This window comes from Pleomorphomonas diazotrophica, from assembly GCF_002844595.1.
Taxonomy (GTDB): Bacteria; Pseudomonadota; Alphaproteobacteria; order Rhizobiales; family Pleomorphomonadaceae; genus Pleomorphomonas; species Pleomorphomonas diazotrophica.
In genome coordinates, this window is record NZ_PJNW01000012.1 from 23,345 (window position 1) to 38,886 (window position 15,542).

Sequence of the window (15,542 nt, forward strand, 5' to 3'; positions counted from 1 at the left end):
GAAATCGGCAAGCGGAATACCCGGGAGGCATTTTCAATGCCTCCCCGGCATCACTCGGCCGCCTTGGCAAGGTCGATGTCGTCGACCTCGTTGGCAGCCTGCAAATGCGGGCCATGATGAGCGGGCGCTTCATGCTGGGCGGCGGCGGGGTTCCACCGTTCGCGCAGGCGCTCGATCACCACGTAGAACACGGGGGTGAAGACCAGCGTCAGCACGGTGGCCGCCAGCATGCCGCCCACCACGGTGGTGCCGAGCGACTGCCGGCTGGCGGCGCCGGCCCCGGTGGCGAGCATCAGCGGCACCGCGCCGAGGATGAAGGCGAAGGCCGTCATCAGGATCGGGCGCAGACGCAGCCGGGCCGCCTCGCTGGCCGCCTCGACGATGCCGATGCCGTCGTCGCGCCGCCGCCGGGCGAACTCGACGATCAGGATGGCGTTCTTGGCGGCAAGGCCGATCAGCATGACGAAGCCGATCTGCGAATAGACGTCGATCTGCATGCCGCGCCACTGGATGGCGCCCAGCGCGCCGAACAGCGCCAAGGGCACGGTGAGCAGCACCACGAAGGGCATGGTCCAGCTCTCGTATTGCGCGGCGAGGATCAGGAACACGAAGACGATGGCGAGGATGAACACCGCCGTCGCCGCCGATCCCGCCTTCAGCTCCTGGAAGGTGATGCCCGTCCACTCGTAGCCGAAGTCGCGCGGCAGCGTCTCGTTGGCCACCCGCTCCATGGCGGCGATCGCCTGGCCCGACGAGAAGCCGGGGGCCGGGCCGCCGTTGATCAGCGCCGAGGCGTTGGAGTTGTAGTGCGGCACCGTCTCCGGCCCCACGGTGGGCTTGAGTTCGCCGAGGGTGGAGAGCGGCACCATGCCGCCGCTGGCGTTCCTCACATAGAGGCGCGACAGGTCGGTGGCCGAGGAACGGGCGTCCTGGTCGGCCTGAAGCGTCACGCGGAAGGTGCGGCCGAACAGGTTGAAGTCGTTGACGTAGAGCGAGCCGAGATAGATCTGCAAGGTGTTGAAGATATCCGGCAGGCTGAGGCCCAGGAGCTTCGCCTTGTTGCGGTCGAGGTCGTAGACGAACTGCGGCGTCGAGGTGCCGAAGCTCGAGAACAGCTGGTGGGCGTTGAGCTCGGGCTGCTGGCGGGCGGCGTTGAGCAAGCCTTGCGTGGCGTCGTTCAGCGCCTGGCTGCCCTGGCCGGTCAGGTCCTTCACCTGGAACTCGAAGCCGCCGGTGGCGCCGAGGCCGGGGATGGACGGCGGATCGAAGCTGAGCGCGAAGGCGTCGGGGATGGCCATCAGCTTGGGACGGACCTCTTCCACGATGCGCGAGGCGTGCTGCTCCGGCCCGCGCTCTTCCCACGGCTTCAGGATGGCGAACTCCACGGCCGAGTTGGACTGGGCCGCCGAGGTCAGGAAGTTGAGGCCGGAGATGGCGCCGACGATCTCGACGCCCGGCGTCGCCTCCAGAATGTCGCGCACCTGCTCGGACACCCGGTTGGTGCGTTCCAGCGAGGCGCCGTCGGGCAGCTGCACCACCACGAAGAAATAGCCCTGGTCTTCCACCGGCAGGAAGGTGGAGGGCGTGCGGTTCCAGAGCCAGTAGGTGGCGCCGATGGTGACGACGAAGAGGGCCAGCACCAGATAGCGCAGCTTGACGAGGAGGCCGACGCTCGACGCATAGGCGTGCGACATGGCGCCGAAGGCCGAATTGAACCAGCGGAAGGGCGCGAACCGCGTCGCCCCCTGGTGGCGCAGGAAGGCGGCCGACAGGGCCGGGCTCAGCGTCAGCGAGTTGAAGGCGGAGATGCCGACCGAGATCGCCACGGTGAGCGCGAACTGGTTGTAGAGCTGGCCGGTGACGCCGGGGATGAAGGCGACGGGGATGAACACCGCCATCAGCACCGCCGTGGTGGCGATGATCGGCCCGGTCACCTCGCTCATCGCCTTGCGCGTGGCGGCGAGCGGCTTGAGGCCGGCCTCGATCTGCCGCTCCACATTCTCCACCACCACGATGGCGTCGTCGACCACGAGGCCGATGGCGAGCACCATGCCGAGCAGACTGAGCATGTTGAGCGAGAAACCCAGGAGATACATCACCACCAGCGTGCCGATCAGCGACACGGGAATGGCGATGGCCGGGATGACGGTGGTGCGCCAGCTTTGCAGGAAGATGAAGACCACGGCGATGACCAGCACCAGCGCCTCGCCCAGCGTCTTCAGCACGTCGTCCATCGACGCCTGCACGAAGCGCGTGGTGTCGTAATGCATGGCGTAGGAGATGCCGGCCGGGAAGCGCTTGGAAAGCTCCTCCATCTTGGCCTTCACGCCCTCCTGCAGGTCGAGCGCGTTGGAGCCGGGCATCTGGAACACGCCCAGCACCACCGTCGGGTCCTTGCCGAAGAAGGCGGAGGAGGAATATTGCAGCGCGCCCAGCTCGACGCGGGCGACATCCTTGAGCCGCACCACGGCGCCGCTCGGCCCGTCGGCCCGGAGCACGATCTCGCCGAACTCCTCGGCGCTCGACAGGCGGCCGACGGCGTTGACCTGCATCTCGAAGGCGGTGCCCTCCGGCGCCGGCGCCTGGCCGATCTTGCCGGCCGCCACCTGCACGTTCTGCTCGGCGATCGCCTGCTGCACGTCGACGGCGGTGAGGCCGAGGTTGGCGAGCTTGTCGGGGTCGAGCCAGACGCGCATGGAATAGCGCCGCTCGCCGAACACCTGCACGTCGCCGACGCCCGGCACGCGCTTCAAGGGGTCGAGGATCTGCAGGGCGGCGTAGTTGCTGAGCGCCACCGCGTCCACCGAATGGTCGGGCGAGATCAGGTTGACGATGAGGACGAAGTTGGGGTTCTGCTTCCTCACCGACACGCCCGTCTGGTTGACGATGGCCGGCAGCGACGACGACGCCTGCGACACGCGGTTCTGCACGTCGACGGCGGCGGTGTTGATGTCATAGCCGACGTCGAAGGTGACGGTGATGGTCGACGAGCCGTCGTTGGAGCTCGAGGACGACATGTAGGTCATGCCCTCGACGCCGTTGATCTGCTGTTCCAGCGGCGTGGTCACCGTGTCGGCCACCACCTGGGCGCTGGCGCCGGGATAATGGGCGGAGACCACCACCTGCGGCGGCGAAATGTCCGGGAACTGGGCGACCGGCAGCAGCACGTAGCAGATGGCGCCGGCCAGCACCATGATGATGGCGATGGCCGACGCGAAGATCGGACGTCCGGTGAAGAAGCTTACCATGTGCAGGCCTCGCCTAGCGATTTTGCTGCCATCCAGCAGGGAACCGCCTTGCCATCGGCGGTGTTGTTCAGACGGTCGCCGATCCGCCGCAGTTGGCGCCCAACCTTCTCGGGATGCACCCGGTCGGCGCGCATCACGGTGAGCACCAGGGGATCGGCAAGGAGCTCGTCCAAAGTGAGTTCTCTCTTCATGACAAGTCTCCTCGGCCTCTCATACGAAAGGCGCACTTCACCGTTGCCGTTCCCGGAGGGGGCCAGCCTTGACGCACTGGAAAGGGGGTGTTACCTGTCAGTAACATTCCTGACGTTACAGATCGGTAACATGGGCGTCAAGGCGCCTTGGCACTATGGACAATGACGAATTGGTGAGCGAGTGCGTGAAGAGCGCACGTCCCCGTGAGCGGATCATCGACACGGCGCAGCTCCTGTTCCGCAAGCACGGCATTCGCGGCGTCGGTGTGGACGCCATCGCCGAGGCGGCGGGCACCAACAAGATGACGCTCTACCGCCACTTCGGCTCCAAGGACGAGCTGATCGCCGAATGCCTGCGCGAGACGGCGCGCGGCGCCGATCCCTTCTGGCGCGACCTTGAAGACAACTTCCCCGGCGATCCCCTGGCGCAGCTTCACGAATGGGTGCGCGCCGTCGCCACCTACGCCAGCATGGAAGCCGGCGGCTGCGACCTCGTCACCGCCGCCTTCGAACTCCCCGAACCCGACCACCCCGCCCGCCTCGTGGTGGAAGCCTTCAAACACGACCAACGCCAACGCCTCATCGCCCTCTGCCGCAAGGCCGGCATCAAGGAAGCGGAAAAGCTGGCCGACACGCTGGGCCTATTGCTCGAAGGCGCCAGGGTGAACCGGCGAAGCGTGGGGCCGGACGGCCCGTCGGCAAGGTTCGTGATGCTGGCCGAGGCGGTGATCGCGTCGTTCAGCGCGGCCGGGAAGGTGGAGACGAAGGGGAAGAAGGTGGCGGAGGGGGTGTAGGGCGGAAGCCTCCCGCACTCACCACCCCAATGTCGCCCTATATTAGCCGACCACCCCATCCTGCCTGAGGTCCTCGCCTGCGCGAGGATGACAGGAAATTGATATAAAACATAGGTTTAGCGTAGAGCCCTGCACTCAGCGCCCGGCCTCCCATCCCTATCACGCTGTCTCCTCGCAAGCGTCAGGCCGTCTGTTCGCAAGTATCAGTCCGTCATCCTCGCGCAGGCGAGGACCTCAGGCCGAAAGAGGCGCAACGCCGATATCAATCTCCGGCGCGCCAGCGCGCCGCCCCCATCAAGCTGTCCTCCTCTGCGAAGGCAGAGGATCTCAGGCCGGCAAGGGCGCAACGCGGATATCACCCTCCGGCGCAGGTACGGCATTCCGACATCTACGGAAATCCCGTATACCCTCTTCCCGCACCCCCCTCCAAGCGACGGCCACGAGAAGCAACAAAGGTGAAACCCATCGCGCTGCCTGCCGATCCGGCCGACGCCGAGGACTTCGACGCGCCAATCGAGGCCCTGAACCGAGCCCAGCGCGCCCGCCTGATCCGCAAGACGCGCACCGGCCTCGGCCTCTCCCAAGCCGAGTTCGCCAACCGCTTCCGCGTCCCCGTCGGCACCCTGCGCGACTGGGAACAGGCGCGTGCAACTGCGCCAGATTTCGCCATCGCGTATGTCAGGGTGATCGGCCTGCATCCGGACATGGTGGCGAAGGTGGTGGCGTGAGGCGGGCGATTGGAACCGGGCGGCTGCGACCTCCTGACAGTGGCTTCCAACTTCCCAAGCCGACTACCCCGCCCGCCAATTGGGGAAGCCCCAAGTGCGAACGGCGCGGGAAGTTGGTGCAGCTTTGCCGCGAGGCAAGAGGGCGTCGAGGCGGAGGGTTTGACCGATGAGGCATTACCTCGCGTCCCACCTTCGCCTCAGCGAAATTAGTCTATGATCGCTCTTTAACGCGTCGTCAGCTTCCCCAATTCGCTGTAATATTTCTTCCATCCCGTAAGGCCACGCCGACGCATCGTCCGGCAGAATCTTATGAAGAACTGCCAACGCCTGTTCAGGATGCCGATCTAGGATGCTGCCCCCAGACCGGCGGAGCTCGGGTAGCATTAAATGGTCTCGCTCGATTTTGGTCAGAAGCGGCAAAATTAACGAGGCTATAGCAGGAAACTGATCGCCGCTGGAGAAGGCTAACTCGCAAAGGCGAGCGGACATATTTGGAGATCTAGCTGATAATTGGCGCGGCCAAATTTGAAGTAACTCCGGCAACCGCCCCTTCCATTGCTTATGAGATTTCTTGCTCTTCTCGGTAGACCAACGTTGGACCTGCCATAGAACGTGTGATCGAAATTCATCGTCAGTCCTAAGGAGCAGGCTGCGCATCTCGCCGCTAGAAATGCAGCGCTCGCCGGTGGTATTGTCAATAGTTCCCCAGCCCGCTAAAATTATACCTGCGATAATTTCGCGATATGAGCGGCGCGAGGATAGAGGATTTGCCGCAAACTCCAGCAAGTCCGTCTTGAGTCTCATATAAAGTTCTCTATGGGGAGTTGTCGCTCCCCACAAAAAGCCCGACCATGCTGAGTCGCGTTCGTCGGTGTTACTGCTATGAAGCGCCGGCAACAGTTGTTGTTCTGTCCATCGCGGATCTACAGCAAAAAACCAATTAAGGTGGTGAAAAAAGATCACCAATGCATGCTTGCGCAAGTCATTCGGAAGAGACAGAAGGGCCTCAATATGAGCAAGCCATTCGGAAGGAAATCCTTGGCTCTGGCTCAAGTTGCTCCTGCGAGGATCATTAAAAAGTGCTCGGGCGATCATGCCAGTAGGTGAGTTAATCGCCTCCATAGTCCAGTCTGGCTCATCGCTGCTCCCTACGACACCCGAGCGTCCTGCGTCTGGAGATTCGTGAAGGACACTTACCAGCTTCTCGAAAATACGATCGAAAGTTGGGAGGCACTCCTTAGTCAGTTTGGTACTGGCTTCCTGAAGCCAACTGGTCGTAGAGTGGATGATTGCTACAAGGTGCGTATGAGGACAGCGAACCAGTCGCTCGGCGATCAACTGGACGAGACGTTCCTTGTCATTTTTCCGTGCCTGCGAATTGAAAAACCGTCGCCATGCCCACTCTGGAAAATCCCCTCGTTTAGCTGAGTAGGCTAGTGCAGCAAAAGCACGCGCAGGACGCTGGGCGACGAGACCGGCAAAAGGATCGTTCTCGACAAGAAAGTCCTCTGATCGACCGGTGTGCTCTTTGGCGAGCAGTAATAACTGTGAAAGGGGTATACCCGCCAGTTTCTCATGGTCAGTGTTGGTCCTAACCCATCCTCCCCGACTCTCCGGCGAGTCGGCGGCCTTCGCTCCATAATCCTCCCTCCAGTCAGGGGCGTCAGTGCGGAGAAGTTTCGCTTTCAAACGCGTCTTGGGAGGAAGCCTGCATCGAGACATTTGAAGCCAATGAGTGCGGTCAAGAATTGACTCAGCTCGCCTAATCTTAAAATCCGCAAGCTTCTCCCGTGGCCATCGCTTTGGGCCTCTCAATAGCTTTTGTTCGACTAATTCGCGCGACGTTTGGCTCAGTTTCTTCCACCGTCCAGCAATGACTAGCAAAAGGTCTCGCTGATGATAGCTATTCCAGAATGCGGCATCGCTCAGGGACTTTATGACTTGTGTAAAATCATCCTCAGTAACAATGCCTCGGTCCGCTGATGCCCATATTCGCAGTCGCGCAAAGATGGTTTCATCGTCGGTGGGCCACGACGCGAATTCGTGCTTTGCGGCTAATCTATTGGCTTTGGCAAGTTGGGAGAAAAGTTCCGTAAACCGGACAACTACAGCGGAAAGCCCGTGTGTTCGGTGATATTCGTCGCCTCCGACGTTGTCCTTAACTATCGGACTTATATTAGTAAGCCCATAGCCACCGATCTCGCGCTCAAGTGAAAGAGCCAGCTCGAGATTCTGTCGCAGAAGTTTAACGACAGCCGCACACCACTCGTCCGGAATCAATATTGCTTCGTGCTCTTCAGGATACCTAACGTCCATCCGTAGCAGGCGACCGGCGTCGCCTTCGTCGGTCCCTGACACGGGCGGCGTCGGGCCACTGCCGAAAGCCGGCTCCGCAGAAAGGCGTGGCCGTACCAACTCAGCATACCGTCGCACGACAGCGCTGCTCCAACCGTCTGCCTCTATGGCCGCTTGCAACTCATACCAACCTTTGTGGAAATCTTTGGTGTTGTCCCAAGCTTCAAAAAGCAATCGCCAAGCGTTGCGAATGTCCTGATGTACTTTTCGGCCGCTCCTTTCCAGTTCCCACGAGATGTACCCTTGAATACTCCGATGAAGTGACTGCTGATGAGCAGCCCACCAAACAGCGGCAGGCTGATCGCAGACCTTGGTGAGCCATGCTCCGAGCTGTTCGATTCGGGGAGCGAGACGCGGGAAATGGTTAGCCCCATGTCCACGAAATGCCGCAAGATTTTCATCGCTAATCGTTGATCGATCAAGGCGATTAAGTTCAAATGCATCCCACGCAGCTAATGGCACCTCGCGCTTGGCGTAATAGTTTTCTGGGTCTAGTTTCGTCGGCGGGATATCCGAGTCGAGACCGTATAAATCGAACGGATCGACATAGGGACCTTTGTGGCCGAACGATCCTGACCTGCCTGGCTTTCCAAATCGGCGATGTTTGTCGAATACACATAACCATTCAGCTGATGGAACAATCTCTCCGATACAAAACTTCTTCACGCCTTCATATGTCGAAATAACATGCGCAACTTGGCCTCGCTGATGTGGCTGAATTACTGTCGGGCCTTTCTTGGCTGCCTCTATGACCTTAGCAGCCCAAGCGTCAGGATCACGCGCCCGCTCGGCCCAAGCCTCGAGGGATGTCCACAAAGCAGCGTGCTCGTTATCCGGGCTATAAGGGATAGCTTCGACACCTTTGTGCCGCCATTGTGCAGAGGCGTCGTCGTGGCCGCCGGACTGAAAAGCATATGCAGTTTCGAGCTTCCCAGAGGTTCTTCGTAGAGCTTCAAGGAGATATTGAACTGGAGGGTCGTCAGCGGCGTATCCTACAAATACAACTACATAGGTTCGAAGTATTTCTTGAATAAATTCTGTTGCCCATCCGTCCGACAGATATGCTCGACCAAATTCGGAACTTGAGAGAACAAAACCATCGCCCTCAGCACCGGTATAGGTCGGTGTGGATCGACCGTGCAAGTATACTATTCCATTAAGCTCATTGGGACGCTGAGGGTCTGGTAATCGCGGTGGCTGCCACGTCTGGATTCCCGGCTCGCAATTATCAAACAACCTGTCGAAGTTGGTGGTGACCAGTTGCACAACGCCTTCTGGGGTGGTTGCCAAGTCGAGCAAAATCCTGTGCGCCGTCAGATCACAATCGGTAGGCGGCATCAACGCTGAAGCTACGGCTTCGTCAATGTCTTGCGATGCAAAGTCCCTTTCCAAGAGGCCGAAAACGCGGTCGGCCGAGATAACGCCGGAAATACCAACGCGTCGGTCTATTTCTTGAGCTTCTTGGATGAGCTTGTAGGCTGGGCTGTCTTTGTCAACTCCAAGTTTGGAAACTACCCTGCGAGCCAAACCAAAGAAATCTGGAAGATTTGCTCGCGCTCTTGAGACCCCGGCTCCACAGAAGAATATTACGCGGCCCTGATCTCTGGCGAGAAGCAGATCGTCAGGTATTGATGGTCCGTCGGCTAAGAATCGCAAAGCGAGCCTCCACTTCATGCGTTTACTTTAACTACCAAAGTCTGCGCCTTAGTAGTCAGTAATTTCTAGTTGTCCCTGCAAAGGAGTGGAGTTCTCGGCCTGTCACGCCGGTCCGCGGCGATCTGTTAAGCCGGAGCGTGACAATCCTGGAGTAAAAGGCCCCTTCGGCAGCGCCGCGCTTGCCCCCCTGGGCCGATATCTCCTTGAGCTGCCAGCTGAGGAGGAACTACCGGATCAAGACCTCAGCGGCCACAAACACTGCCAGAGCCAGCAGGCCAAGTATCAAAACGCCAACAAGCACTCGCTCGGCTGCCGTCCAAAGAGCACCTTCAGGTCGCAGTCCGGTCAGCGCAGACATGACGTCGATGACCCTATCAATGGCGCCAATGACGCGTTTCATCCCCTCACCCCCACCCAGATCATGTGCCTCGCCCCGCGCTTCCTGCCGGCCCGCGTCGGCACCTCGGCCACCGTGAAGCCGGCCTTTCTCAGGCGGCGGGTGAAGGCGGGGTTGGGGGTGGAGGACCAGACGGAGAAGACGCCGCCGGGGGTGAGCGCCCGGAAGGCAGCGCCGAGGCCCTCGGCGGAATAGAGCGCGTCGTTGCTCTCGCGCGTCAGCCCCTCCGGGCCGTTGTCCACGTCGAGCAGGATGGCGTCCCAGCGCTGGGCGCCGGCGCGGATCAGCTCGCCCACGTCGCCCCGGTAGAGGGCGACGCGCGGATCGTCGAGCGAGGTACCGAACACCTCGGCCATCGGCCCGCGCGCCCAGTCGATCACCGCCGGCATCAGCTCGGCCACGGTGATGCGGGCGGTTGCGTCCAGCGCGTTGAGCGCCGCGCGCAGCGTGAAGCCCATGCCGAGGCCGCCGATCAGCATGCGGATGCCGGGCCGGCCGGCCAGCTCCGCCGCGGCGAGGTTGGCCAGCGCCTCTTCCGAGCCGGAGAGGCGGCTGTTCATCAGCTCGTTGGCGCCCAGCATGATGGAGAACTCGCTGCCGCGCTGCATCAGCTTGAGCTCCACGCCATCGTCAGTTTTCACGGCGCCAAGCCGAACCCAGGGAAGCATCGCGGATACCCACTCATTGATAAAACGGCGGCACCCTACACGAGCCCGGCCCGGCCGCACAGGCGGGCTTATCCTCCCCCATACCGCTCCGCCATATACCGCCCCGGCGAGGTGCCCAGCGTCTTGCGGAACATGGTGACGAAGCTCGGCACGCTCTCGTAGCCGAGGTCGGCCGCCACCTTCTGGATGGAGGCGCCGCCGGCCAGCCACTTGACGGCCAGCATCACGGCGAGGCGCTGCCGCCAGCGGCCGAAGCTCATGCCTGTCTCCTCGCCGATGCGGCGGGCCAGCGTCCGCTCGCTGAGGCCGGCCCGTTTGGCCCAGACGTCCAGCGTCGAGCGGTCGGCGGGCGCGGCCAGCATCGCCTCGGCCAGCCGGCGCAGGCAGGGGTCGGCCGGGAGCGGCAGGTTGAGGTCCTCCACCTTGGCGGCCACGATCTCGTCGATGAGCACAGCCATCAGGCGCGAGTTGGCGCCGCCCTCCTCGTAGAGGCTGGGCAGCCGGGCGGCGCGCGCCATCAGCTCGTCGAGCAGCGGGCTGACCGACACGGTGCGGCAGGCGGGCGGTAGGCCCTCGGCGGCGTAGGGCTGTATGAAGGCGTTGTAGCCCTCCAGCACGCCGCTCATCTTGACGGAATGCAGCGCGCCGGCCGGCACCCAGATGGCGCTGCGCGGCGGCACGATCCAGAGGTCGCCCTCCACCTCGCAGCTCAGCGCCCCCCGCCGCACCAGGATGAGCTGCGCCTTGATGTGGCTGTGGGTGGACATCTCGAACTCGGCCGAGTGGTCGGCAACGAAGCCGTAGGTCACCACCGGCCGGGGCACCAGGTCGGGGTCCATCCAGTCTTGCGGCAGGGAGTTCACGTCGAGGATCGGCATGCGGCAAAGATGACCTGCCGGCGCCACTTTGGCAAGATCGAATAACAATGTGACAAGGCTTCGTAATGACGCCAGCGGCGCGGCTTCCTATGTCTTCCCGCAGGCAACCGACCGGGCCGGATGGTCCCGGACCCCTGCGAGAGAATGGCCATGAACAAGCTGATCGCCTTTCCCGTCCGCGGCGCGCTCAACCGGCTGCACCGCGACGCCGAAAGCTCGGACCGCGCGCTGATCGACGCGGTGACCGGCGGCCTTTCGGCGGTGCCGAGCGGCGAGGCCATCGCCGACATGATGGCCGAGGAAGAGGCCGACTATCGCGGCGTCTGCCACGGCCTTTCCGGCAATTTCCTGTCGGTGTCGCCCGCCTATGGCCGCTTCCTCTACATGACGGCGCGGGCCTGCAAGGCGCGGCGCATCGTGGAATTCGGCTCGTCCATGGGCATCTCCACCATCTACCTCGCGTCGGCGCTGCGCGACAACGGCGGCGGCAAGCTGATCGGCAGCGAGATCGAGACGTCCAAGGTGGTGCGCGCGCAGTTCCACCTGGGCGCCGCCGAGCTGGGCGACCTCGTGGAGATCCGCGAGGGCGACGCGCTGGAGACGCTGAAGGACGTGGGCGGCCCGGTGGACCTGTTGCTGCTCGACGGCGCGCTGTCGCTCTACCTGCCGGTGCTGAAGCTCATCGAGCCGCACCTTGCCCCCGGCGCCCCGGTGCTGGCCGAAAACGCCTTCGCCTCCGACTATCTCACCTATGTCGGCGATCCCCGAAACGGCTACCTCACCCTGCCGCTGCCGATCGATCCGGGCCACGGCAATGTCTATTCGGTGTGGGTTGGGTGAAGGGGCGGCGCGATATCGGCGGCTCGCCCTACCTTCCTGAGGTCCTCTGCCTGCGCAGAGGATGACAGGAAATTGATATAAAACAGTAGATTAGCGGATCGTCGCTGCCGATCTGTCTCCCGCTTCCATAAGGTTGTCCTCCTCTGCGAAGGCAGAGGATCTCAGGCAGAATGGGGCGGGGGAACTCCATAGGGCGCCGCGGGGATTCGGAGCGTGATATCGGCGCCGCGCCCCACCGTCCCGAGGTCCTCGCTTTCGCAAGGATGACAGATTTATATAGACCGAACAATCGGATAGCGCTCGCGCGCCCATAAATCTCTCACCCTGCGCCTACGCGCGAAATGGCGAGCCACGGCAAGGTGTGCGAGGCGACTACCGCTTTGTTTCCTATATATAAATCTCCTGTCATCCTTGCGAAAGCGAGGACCTCGGGCAGAAGGAGGCGCCGACGGACATATAGGGCTTCGGCAGCCGCTCACCCCACCTCCCTACCCCTCGCGCGACACCCCGGCGAGGCGCCCCGGCGACAGGCCGTAGGCGCGCACGAAATGCCGGGTGAGGTGGGCCTGGTCGGCGAAGCCGGCGGCGGCGGCGACGTCGGCGAGGCGGCCGCCCCCGGCGATCATGCCGCGCGCCAGTTGCAGGCGGCGTTGCAGCCGATAGGCGTGCGGCGGCAGCCCCGTGGCCGCCCGGAAGGCGCGGATCAGCGCGAAGGGGCTGATGCCCGAGAGCGCGGCCAGCTCGTCGAGCGAGGTGGCGGCGGCCGGGTCGTCGTCGATGCGCTGGCGCGCCCTCTGCACCGCGTCGGCCTGGATGAGGCGGCGGGCCGGCGGACGTCCCAGAAGCGGCGCGATGAGGGCGAGGAGATGCGTCTCGATGGCGAGATCGTCGGGCGCCGAGCGGTCGTGCAGGGCGTGGCTCAGCGCGCGGAAGGCGGCGGCGGCGCGGGCGTCGGAGAGCACGGGGTGGGCGATCTCGCTGCCGGCCGGCGCACCCAGCCTGGCAAAGCTCGCCGCCAGCGCCTCCGGGTCGAAATAGAGCATGCTCCAGACGCGCGGCGCCCCGCCGATCGGCCGGCCGTCGTGCACCTCGTTGGGATTGACGGTGATGATCTCGCCGCGCTCGGCCCGCACCTCGCCCCGGCCGCTCGCCGAATCCTGCGCGCCGTCCAGCACCAGGCCGACGCCGAACTGGTCATGCGTATGGCGGCCGAACTGCCGGGCCGAGGCGGCGCGCACCGCCAGCACCCCCGGCCGGGCCGTGGCAACCGCGTCGAACCGATCCGTCTCCGCTGCCGTCATGTCGTCAGCCTCGATTCATCGCAATGTGCGAAGATGCTGGCGCATCCGCTCATTGAGATCATTGCCGATTTCTCATTTGCATCAGGGGCATGAGAAATCGGCAAGCGGAATACCAAGCCGCATTTTCAATGCATCTTGGTATCTCCCTCCCCGCAATTTCGTTCAAGACCGCGCCGGCTGCAAGCGGCGATGCTCACGGAAAGAGGAGCCGCCATGTCCGCACGCATCCAAGGATACATCCTTCTGTCGCTCGCCATGGCGACGGTGGGGTCCACCGTCGTCGCCTCCAAGCTGATCGCCGGCGGGTTGCCGCCGTTTACCGCCACCGCCCTGCGCTTTGCCATGGCGCTGCCGGTCCTGCTGGCGCTGGCCGCCAGATACGGCGGTCCCCTGCCCCGCCTCCGGCCGCGCGAATGGGCGCTCTTGGCCCTCCAGGCCGGGGCCGGCAGCGTCGGCTACACCACGCTCTTGATCTCCGGCCTCGCTCATATCCCGGCGTCGGATGCCGGCGTCGTCATCGGCACCATGCCGGCGGTCTCCGCCATGTTTGCCGTGCTGGTGCTGGGCGAGCGACCCGATATCCGCGTGTTCGCCTCCGTCACACTCGCCACCATGGGCGTGCTCGCCGTGTCGCTCGACGGTGCCGGCCCGAAGTCGATGATCGGCATCCTGCTGGTTCTCGGCGCCGTGGTCTGCGAAAGCGCCTTCATCCTGCTCAACAAGCGCATGGCCGTGCCGCTGCCGCCACTCTTGCAGGCCACCGCCATGACCGGCCTCGGCCTCGCCCTGTCGCTGCCCTTCGTGGCGCTGGAAGGCTGGCCGCCAGAGGCGTCCACACAGGCCGTCGCCGCCGTCGCCTGGTATGCGCTGGTGCCCACCGTCGGCGGCTTCCTGCTCTGGTATGCCGGGGCGGCGCGGGTCAGCGGCAGCGAGGCGGCCACCTTCACCGCCGTCGCGCCCGTCACCGCCGTGGTGCTCGCCGCCCTCGCCCTCGGCGAGCCCTTGGAGCCGCAGCAATATCTCGGCCTTTCCGCCGTCGGCCTCGCCATCCTCGTTCTCAGCCTGAAGCGTACCAGCCGGAGACTGCCCGCATGACACCCCTCATCAGCCACCACCCCGCCATTCTCAAGCGCTTCCCCATGCTGCGCGTCGGCACGCTGGTGCTCTCGGGCATGGACCGGCTCACCCTTGCCCGGCTCGACACCGCGCCGCTCGCCGCCACCGCCAAGGCGGCGCTCGATGGCGGCACGGAAAGCGATCTCCCCTCGATCCGCGCCTGGCGCGCCACCTTCGCGGCCATGGGCTTCAAGCCGACGCAATATCGCTCGGCCGCCGAGGCGCTGCTGCGGCGCCTCCGCACCGACGGCAGCCTGCCCGCCGTCCACCCGGTGGTCGACTATTGCAACGCCGTCTCCGCCGCGATGGCCATCCCGCTCGCCGCCTTCGACCTCGACCGGGTCGACGGCGCCCTCACCGTTTGCGAAGCGATCGGCGACGAGCGCTTCCTCGCCTTCTCCGGCGAGGAGGAGAGCCCGGAGCGCGGCGAAGTGATCTTCCGCGACGAGGGCAACCGTGCCCACGCCCGCCGCTGGACGCACCGCCAGAGCCGCTGGTCGGCCGTCTCGCCCGAAACGGCGCGCGTTCTCCTGGTGGCCGAGGCGCTGCACGAGGGCGCGTCCGGCGACATCGAGCGCATGATGGCCCTCCTCGCCGACGGCTTCTCCGCCGCCGGCGCCCGGGTGATGGAGATGGAGGCGACCTGATCTAGGGGGTTTTGGCGAAGCGCCTGAGATTCTGAAGGTGGTGGCGCCAGCCGTCGCGATGGGCGGCGGCCAGCGCCGCGCCGTCCTCGCCAAGCCGCTCCCATCCCTGATGGATCAGCCGAACCCGGCTGCCGTCCCCACGCGGCTCGATGGCGATCTCCACCGCCGTCTCGGCCGGCCAGTCGTCGTCGGCCCAGGTCAGGGCGAGGCGCCGCCCCTCCTCGAAGGCGGTGACGCGGCCCGAGGTCACCACCTCGCGCCCGCCGTCGCGCCACACCTCGCGAAAGCCGCCGCCCGGCCGGGCGTCCAGCGCCATGTGCGGCCCGAACCAGCGGGCCAGCGCCGCGGGCTCGACGATCATGGCCCACACCCGGGCCGGCGGCGCCTCGACATCCTCGGTAAGTTCAACGCGCATGGGTCCCTCCATCGGCGATCACGACACTCGCATCTTCAGGCCATCCCGCCCATCTGTCTTGAACGAAACTGACGCCGCTTGCCGCGACCTGTGCCGCCTCTTCACCAAGCCCTGCTCCTGCACAATGGTGAAGCGGCGCTCCGAGCGGTGGCCGCATAGAGGCAGCCCTATATCAGCCGCCCGCTCTACTCGTCCCGAGGTCCTCGCTTTCGCAAGGATGACAGATTTATATAAGAGAAAACAATAACATAACCTATATATCAATTGTCATCCTTGCGAAAGCCGCTTGAATTCGCTCGCGAATTCAA

At 64.0% G+C, this 15,542-nt stretch carries 12 protein-coding genes; 5 read left to right on the forward strand and 7 right to left on the reverse strand.

Going from position 1 to position 15,542, the window contains the following annotated elements; genetic code table 11:
- Positions 1–50: 50 nt before the first annotated feature.
- Both CXZ10_RS14985 and CXZ10_RS14990 read right to left on the reverse strand, forming a co-directional pair.
- The gene (locus CXZ10_RS14985; RefSeq protein WP_101290163.1) at positions 51–3,248 is read right to left on the reverse strand and encodes an efflux RND transporter permease subunit; all 3,198 of its coding nucleotides are present in this window, start codon (positions 3,246–3,248) and stop codon (positions 51–53) included.
- Entirely contained in the window at positions 3,242–3,439 is a 198-nt protein-coding gene (locus CXZ10_RS14990) for a hypothetical protein (RefSeq protein WP_101290164.1), read from the reverse strand. The genes CXZ10_RS14985 and CXZ10_RS14990 overlap by 7 nt, the downstream gene beginning before the upstream one ends.
- A gap of 155 nt (positions 3,440–3,594) precedes the next feature.
- Between CXZ10_RS14990 and CXZ10_RS14995 the strand changes: the two genes are divergently transcribed.
- A complete protein-coding gene (locus CXZ10_RS14995) occupies positions 3,595–4,233 on the forward strand; it encodes a TetR/AcrR family transcriptional regulator (RefSeq protein ID WP_101290165.1) in 639 nt (212 codons plus the stop codon).
- Positions 4,234–4,688: 455 nt separating this feature from the next.
- Positions 4,689–4,961, forward strand: coding sequence for a helix-turn-helix domain-containing protein (locus tag CXZ10_RS15000; protein ID WP_101290166.1), 273 nt, complete (start codon positions 4,689–4,691; stop codon positions 4,959–4,961).
- Between the two features lie 174 nt (positions 4,962–5,135).
- Here CXZ10_RS15000 and CXZ10_RS15005 read toward each other — a convergent pair whose 3' ends face one another.
- The 3 genes from CXZ10_RS15005 to CXZ10_RS15015 form a co-directional block, all read right to left on the reverse strand.
- Positions 5,136–8,990 carry an SIR2 family protein gene (locus tag CXZ10_RS15005; protein ID WP_101290167.1) on the reverse strand — a complete coding sequence of 1,285 codons (3,855 nt, stop codon included), beginning with the start codon at positions 8,988–8,990 and terminating at the stop codon, positions 5,136–5,138.
- Positions 8,991–9,368: 378 nt separating this feature from the next.
- On the reverse strand, positions 9,369–10,037 hold the full coding sequence (locus tag CXZ10_RS15010) for a spermidine synthase (RefSeq protein ID WP_101290168.1): 669 nt from the start codon (positions 10,035–10,037) through the stop codon (positions 9,369–9,371).
- A gap of 68 nt (positions 10,038–10,105) precedes the next feature.
- Entirely contained in the window at positions 10,106–10,915 is an 810-nt protein-coding gene (locus tag CXZ10_RS15015; protein ID WP_101290251.1) for an AraC family transcriptional regulator, read from the reverse strand.
- A 150-nt stretch (positions 10,916–11,065) separates the two neighbouring features.
- Here CXZ10_RS15015 and CXZ10_RS15020 point away from each other — a divergent pair, with 150 nt between their 5' ends.
- Positions 11,066–11,755: an O-methyltransferase gene (locus CXZ10_RS15020; RefSeq protein WP_101290252.1), complete on the forward strand. Its 690-nt coding sequence runs from the start codon at positions 11,066–11,068 to the stop codon at positions 11,753–11,755.
- Positions 11,756–12,243: 488 nt separating this feature from the next.
- Here the strand turns inward: CXZ10_RS15020 and CXZ10_RS15025 are convergent, their stop codons facing one another.
- Positions 12,244–13,056, reverse strand: a complete 813-nt coding sequence (locus tag CXZ10_RS15025) for an AraC family transcriptional regulator (protein WP_101290169.1) — start codon at positions 13,054–13,056, stop codon at positions 12,244–12,246.
- Positions 13,057–13,269: 213 nt separating this feature from the next.
- Between CXZ10_RS15025 and CXZ10_RS15030 the strand changes: the two genes are divergently transcribed.
- Both CXZ10_RS15030 and CXZ10_RS15035 read left to right on the forward strand, forming a co-directional pair.
- Positions 13,270–14,151 (forward strand): DMT family transporter, encoded by an 882-nt coding sequence (locus tag CXZ10_RS15030; RefSeq protein ID WP_101290170.1) that lies wholly within the window; start codon positions 13,270–13,272, stop codon positions 14,149–14,151.
- Complete coding sequence (locus CXZ10_RS15035; protein WP_210199943.1) at positions 14,148–14,819, forward strand: B3/B4 domain-containing protein; 672 nt, start codon at positions 14,148–14,150, stop codon at positions 14,817–14,819. The genes CXZ10_RS15030 and CXZ10_RS15035 overlap by 4 nt, the downstream gene beginning before the upstream one ends.
- A 1-nt stretch (position 14,820) precedes the next feature.
- Here CXZ10_RS15035 and CXZ10_RS15040 read toward each other — a convergent pair whose 3' ends face one another.
- Positions 14,821–15,234 (reverse strand): SRPBCC family protein, encoded by a 414-nt coding sequence (locus tag CXZ10_RS15040; RefSeq protein ID WP_180336010.1) that lies wholly within the window; start codon positions 15,232–15,234, stop codon positions 14,821–14,823.
- Positions 15,235–15,542 lie beyond the last annotated feature (308 nt).

Coding starts and splice junctions, on each gene's coding strand:
- CXZ10_RS14985 (WP_101290163.1), bottom strand. CDS start 3,248: ATGGTAAGCTTCTTCACCGGACGTCCGATCTTCGCGTCGGCCATCGCC.
- CXZ10_RS14990 (WP_101290164.1), bottom strand. CDS start 3,439: ATGAAGAGAGAACTCACTTTGGACGAGCTCCTTGCCGATCCCCTGGTG.
- CXZ10_RS14995 (WP_101290165.1), top strand. CDS start 3,595: ATGGACAATGACGAATTGGTGAGCGAGTGCGTGAAGAGCGCACGTCCC.
- CXZ10_RS15005 (WP_101290167.1), bottom strand. CDS start 8,990: ATGAAGTGGAGGCTCGCTTTGCGATTCTTAGCCGACGGACCATCAATA.
- CXZ10_RS15010 (WP_101290168.1), bottom strand. CDS start 10,037: ATGCTTCCCTGGGTTCGGCTTGGCGCCGTGAAAACTGACGATGGCGTG.
- CXZ10_RS15015 (WP_101290251.1), bottom strand. CDS start 10,915: ATGCCGATCCTCGACGTGAACTCCCTGCCGCAAGACTGGATGGACCCC.
- CXZ10_RS15020 (WP_101290252.1), top strand. CDS start 11,066: ATGAACAAGCTGATCGCCTTTCCCGTCCGCGGCGCGCTCAACCGGCTG.
- CXZ10_RS15025 (WP_101290169.1), bottom strand. CDS start 13,056: ATGACGGCAGCGGAGACGGATCGGTTCGACGCGGTTGCCACGGCCCGG.
- CXZ10_RS15030 (WP_101290170.1), top strand. CDS start 13,270: ATGTCCGCACGCATCCAAGGATACATCCTTCTGTCGCTCGCCATGGCG.
- CXZ10_RS15035 (WP_210199943.1), top strand. CDS start 14,148: ATGACACCCCTCATCAGCCACCACCCCGCCATTCTCAAGCGCTTCCCC.
- CXZ10_RS15040 (WP_180336010.1), bottom strand. CDS start 15,234: ATGCGCGTTGAACTTACCGAGGATGTCGAGGCGCCGCCGGCCCGGGTG.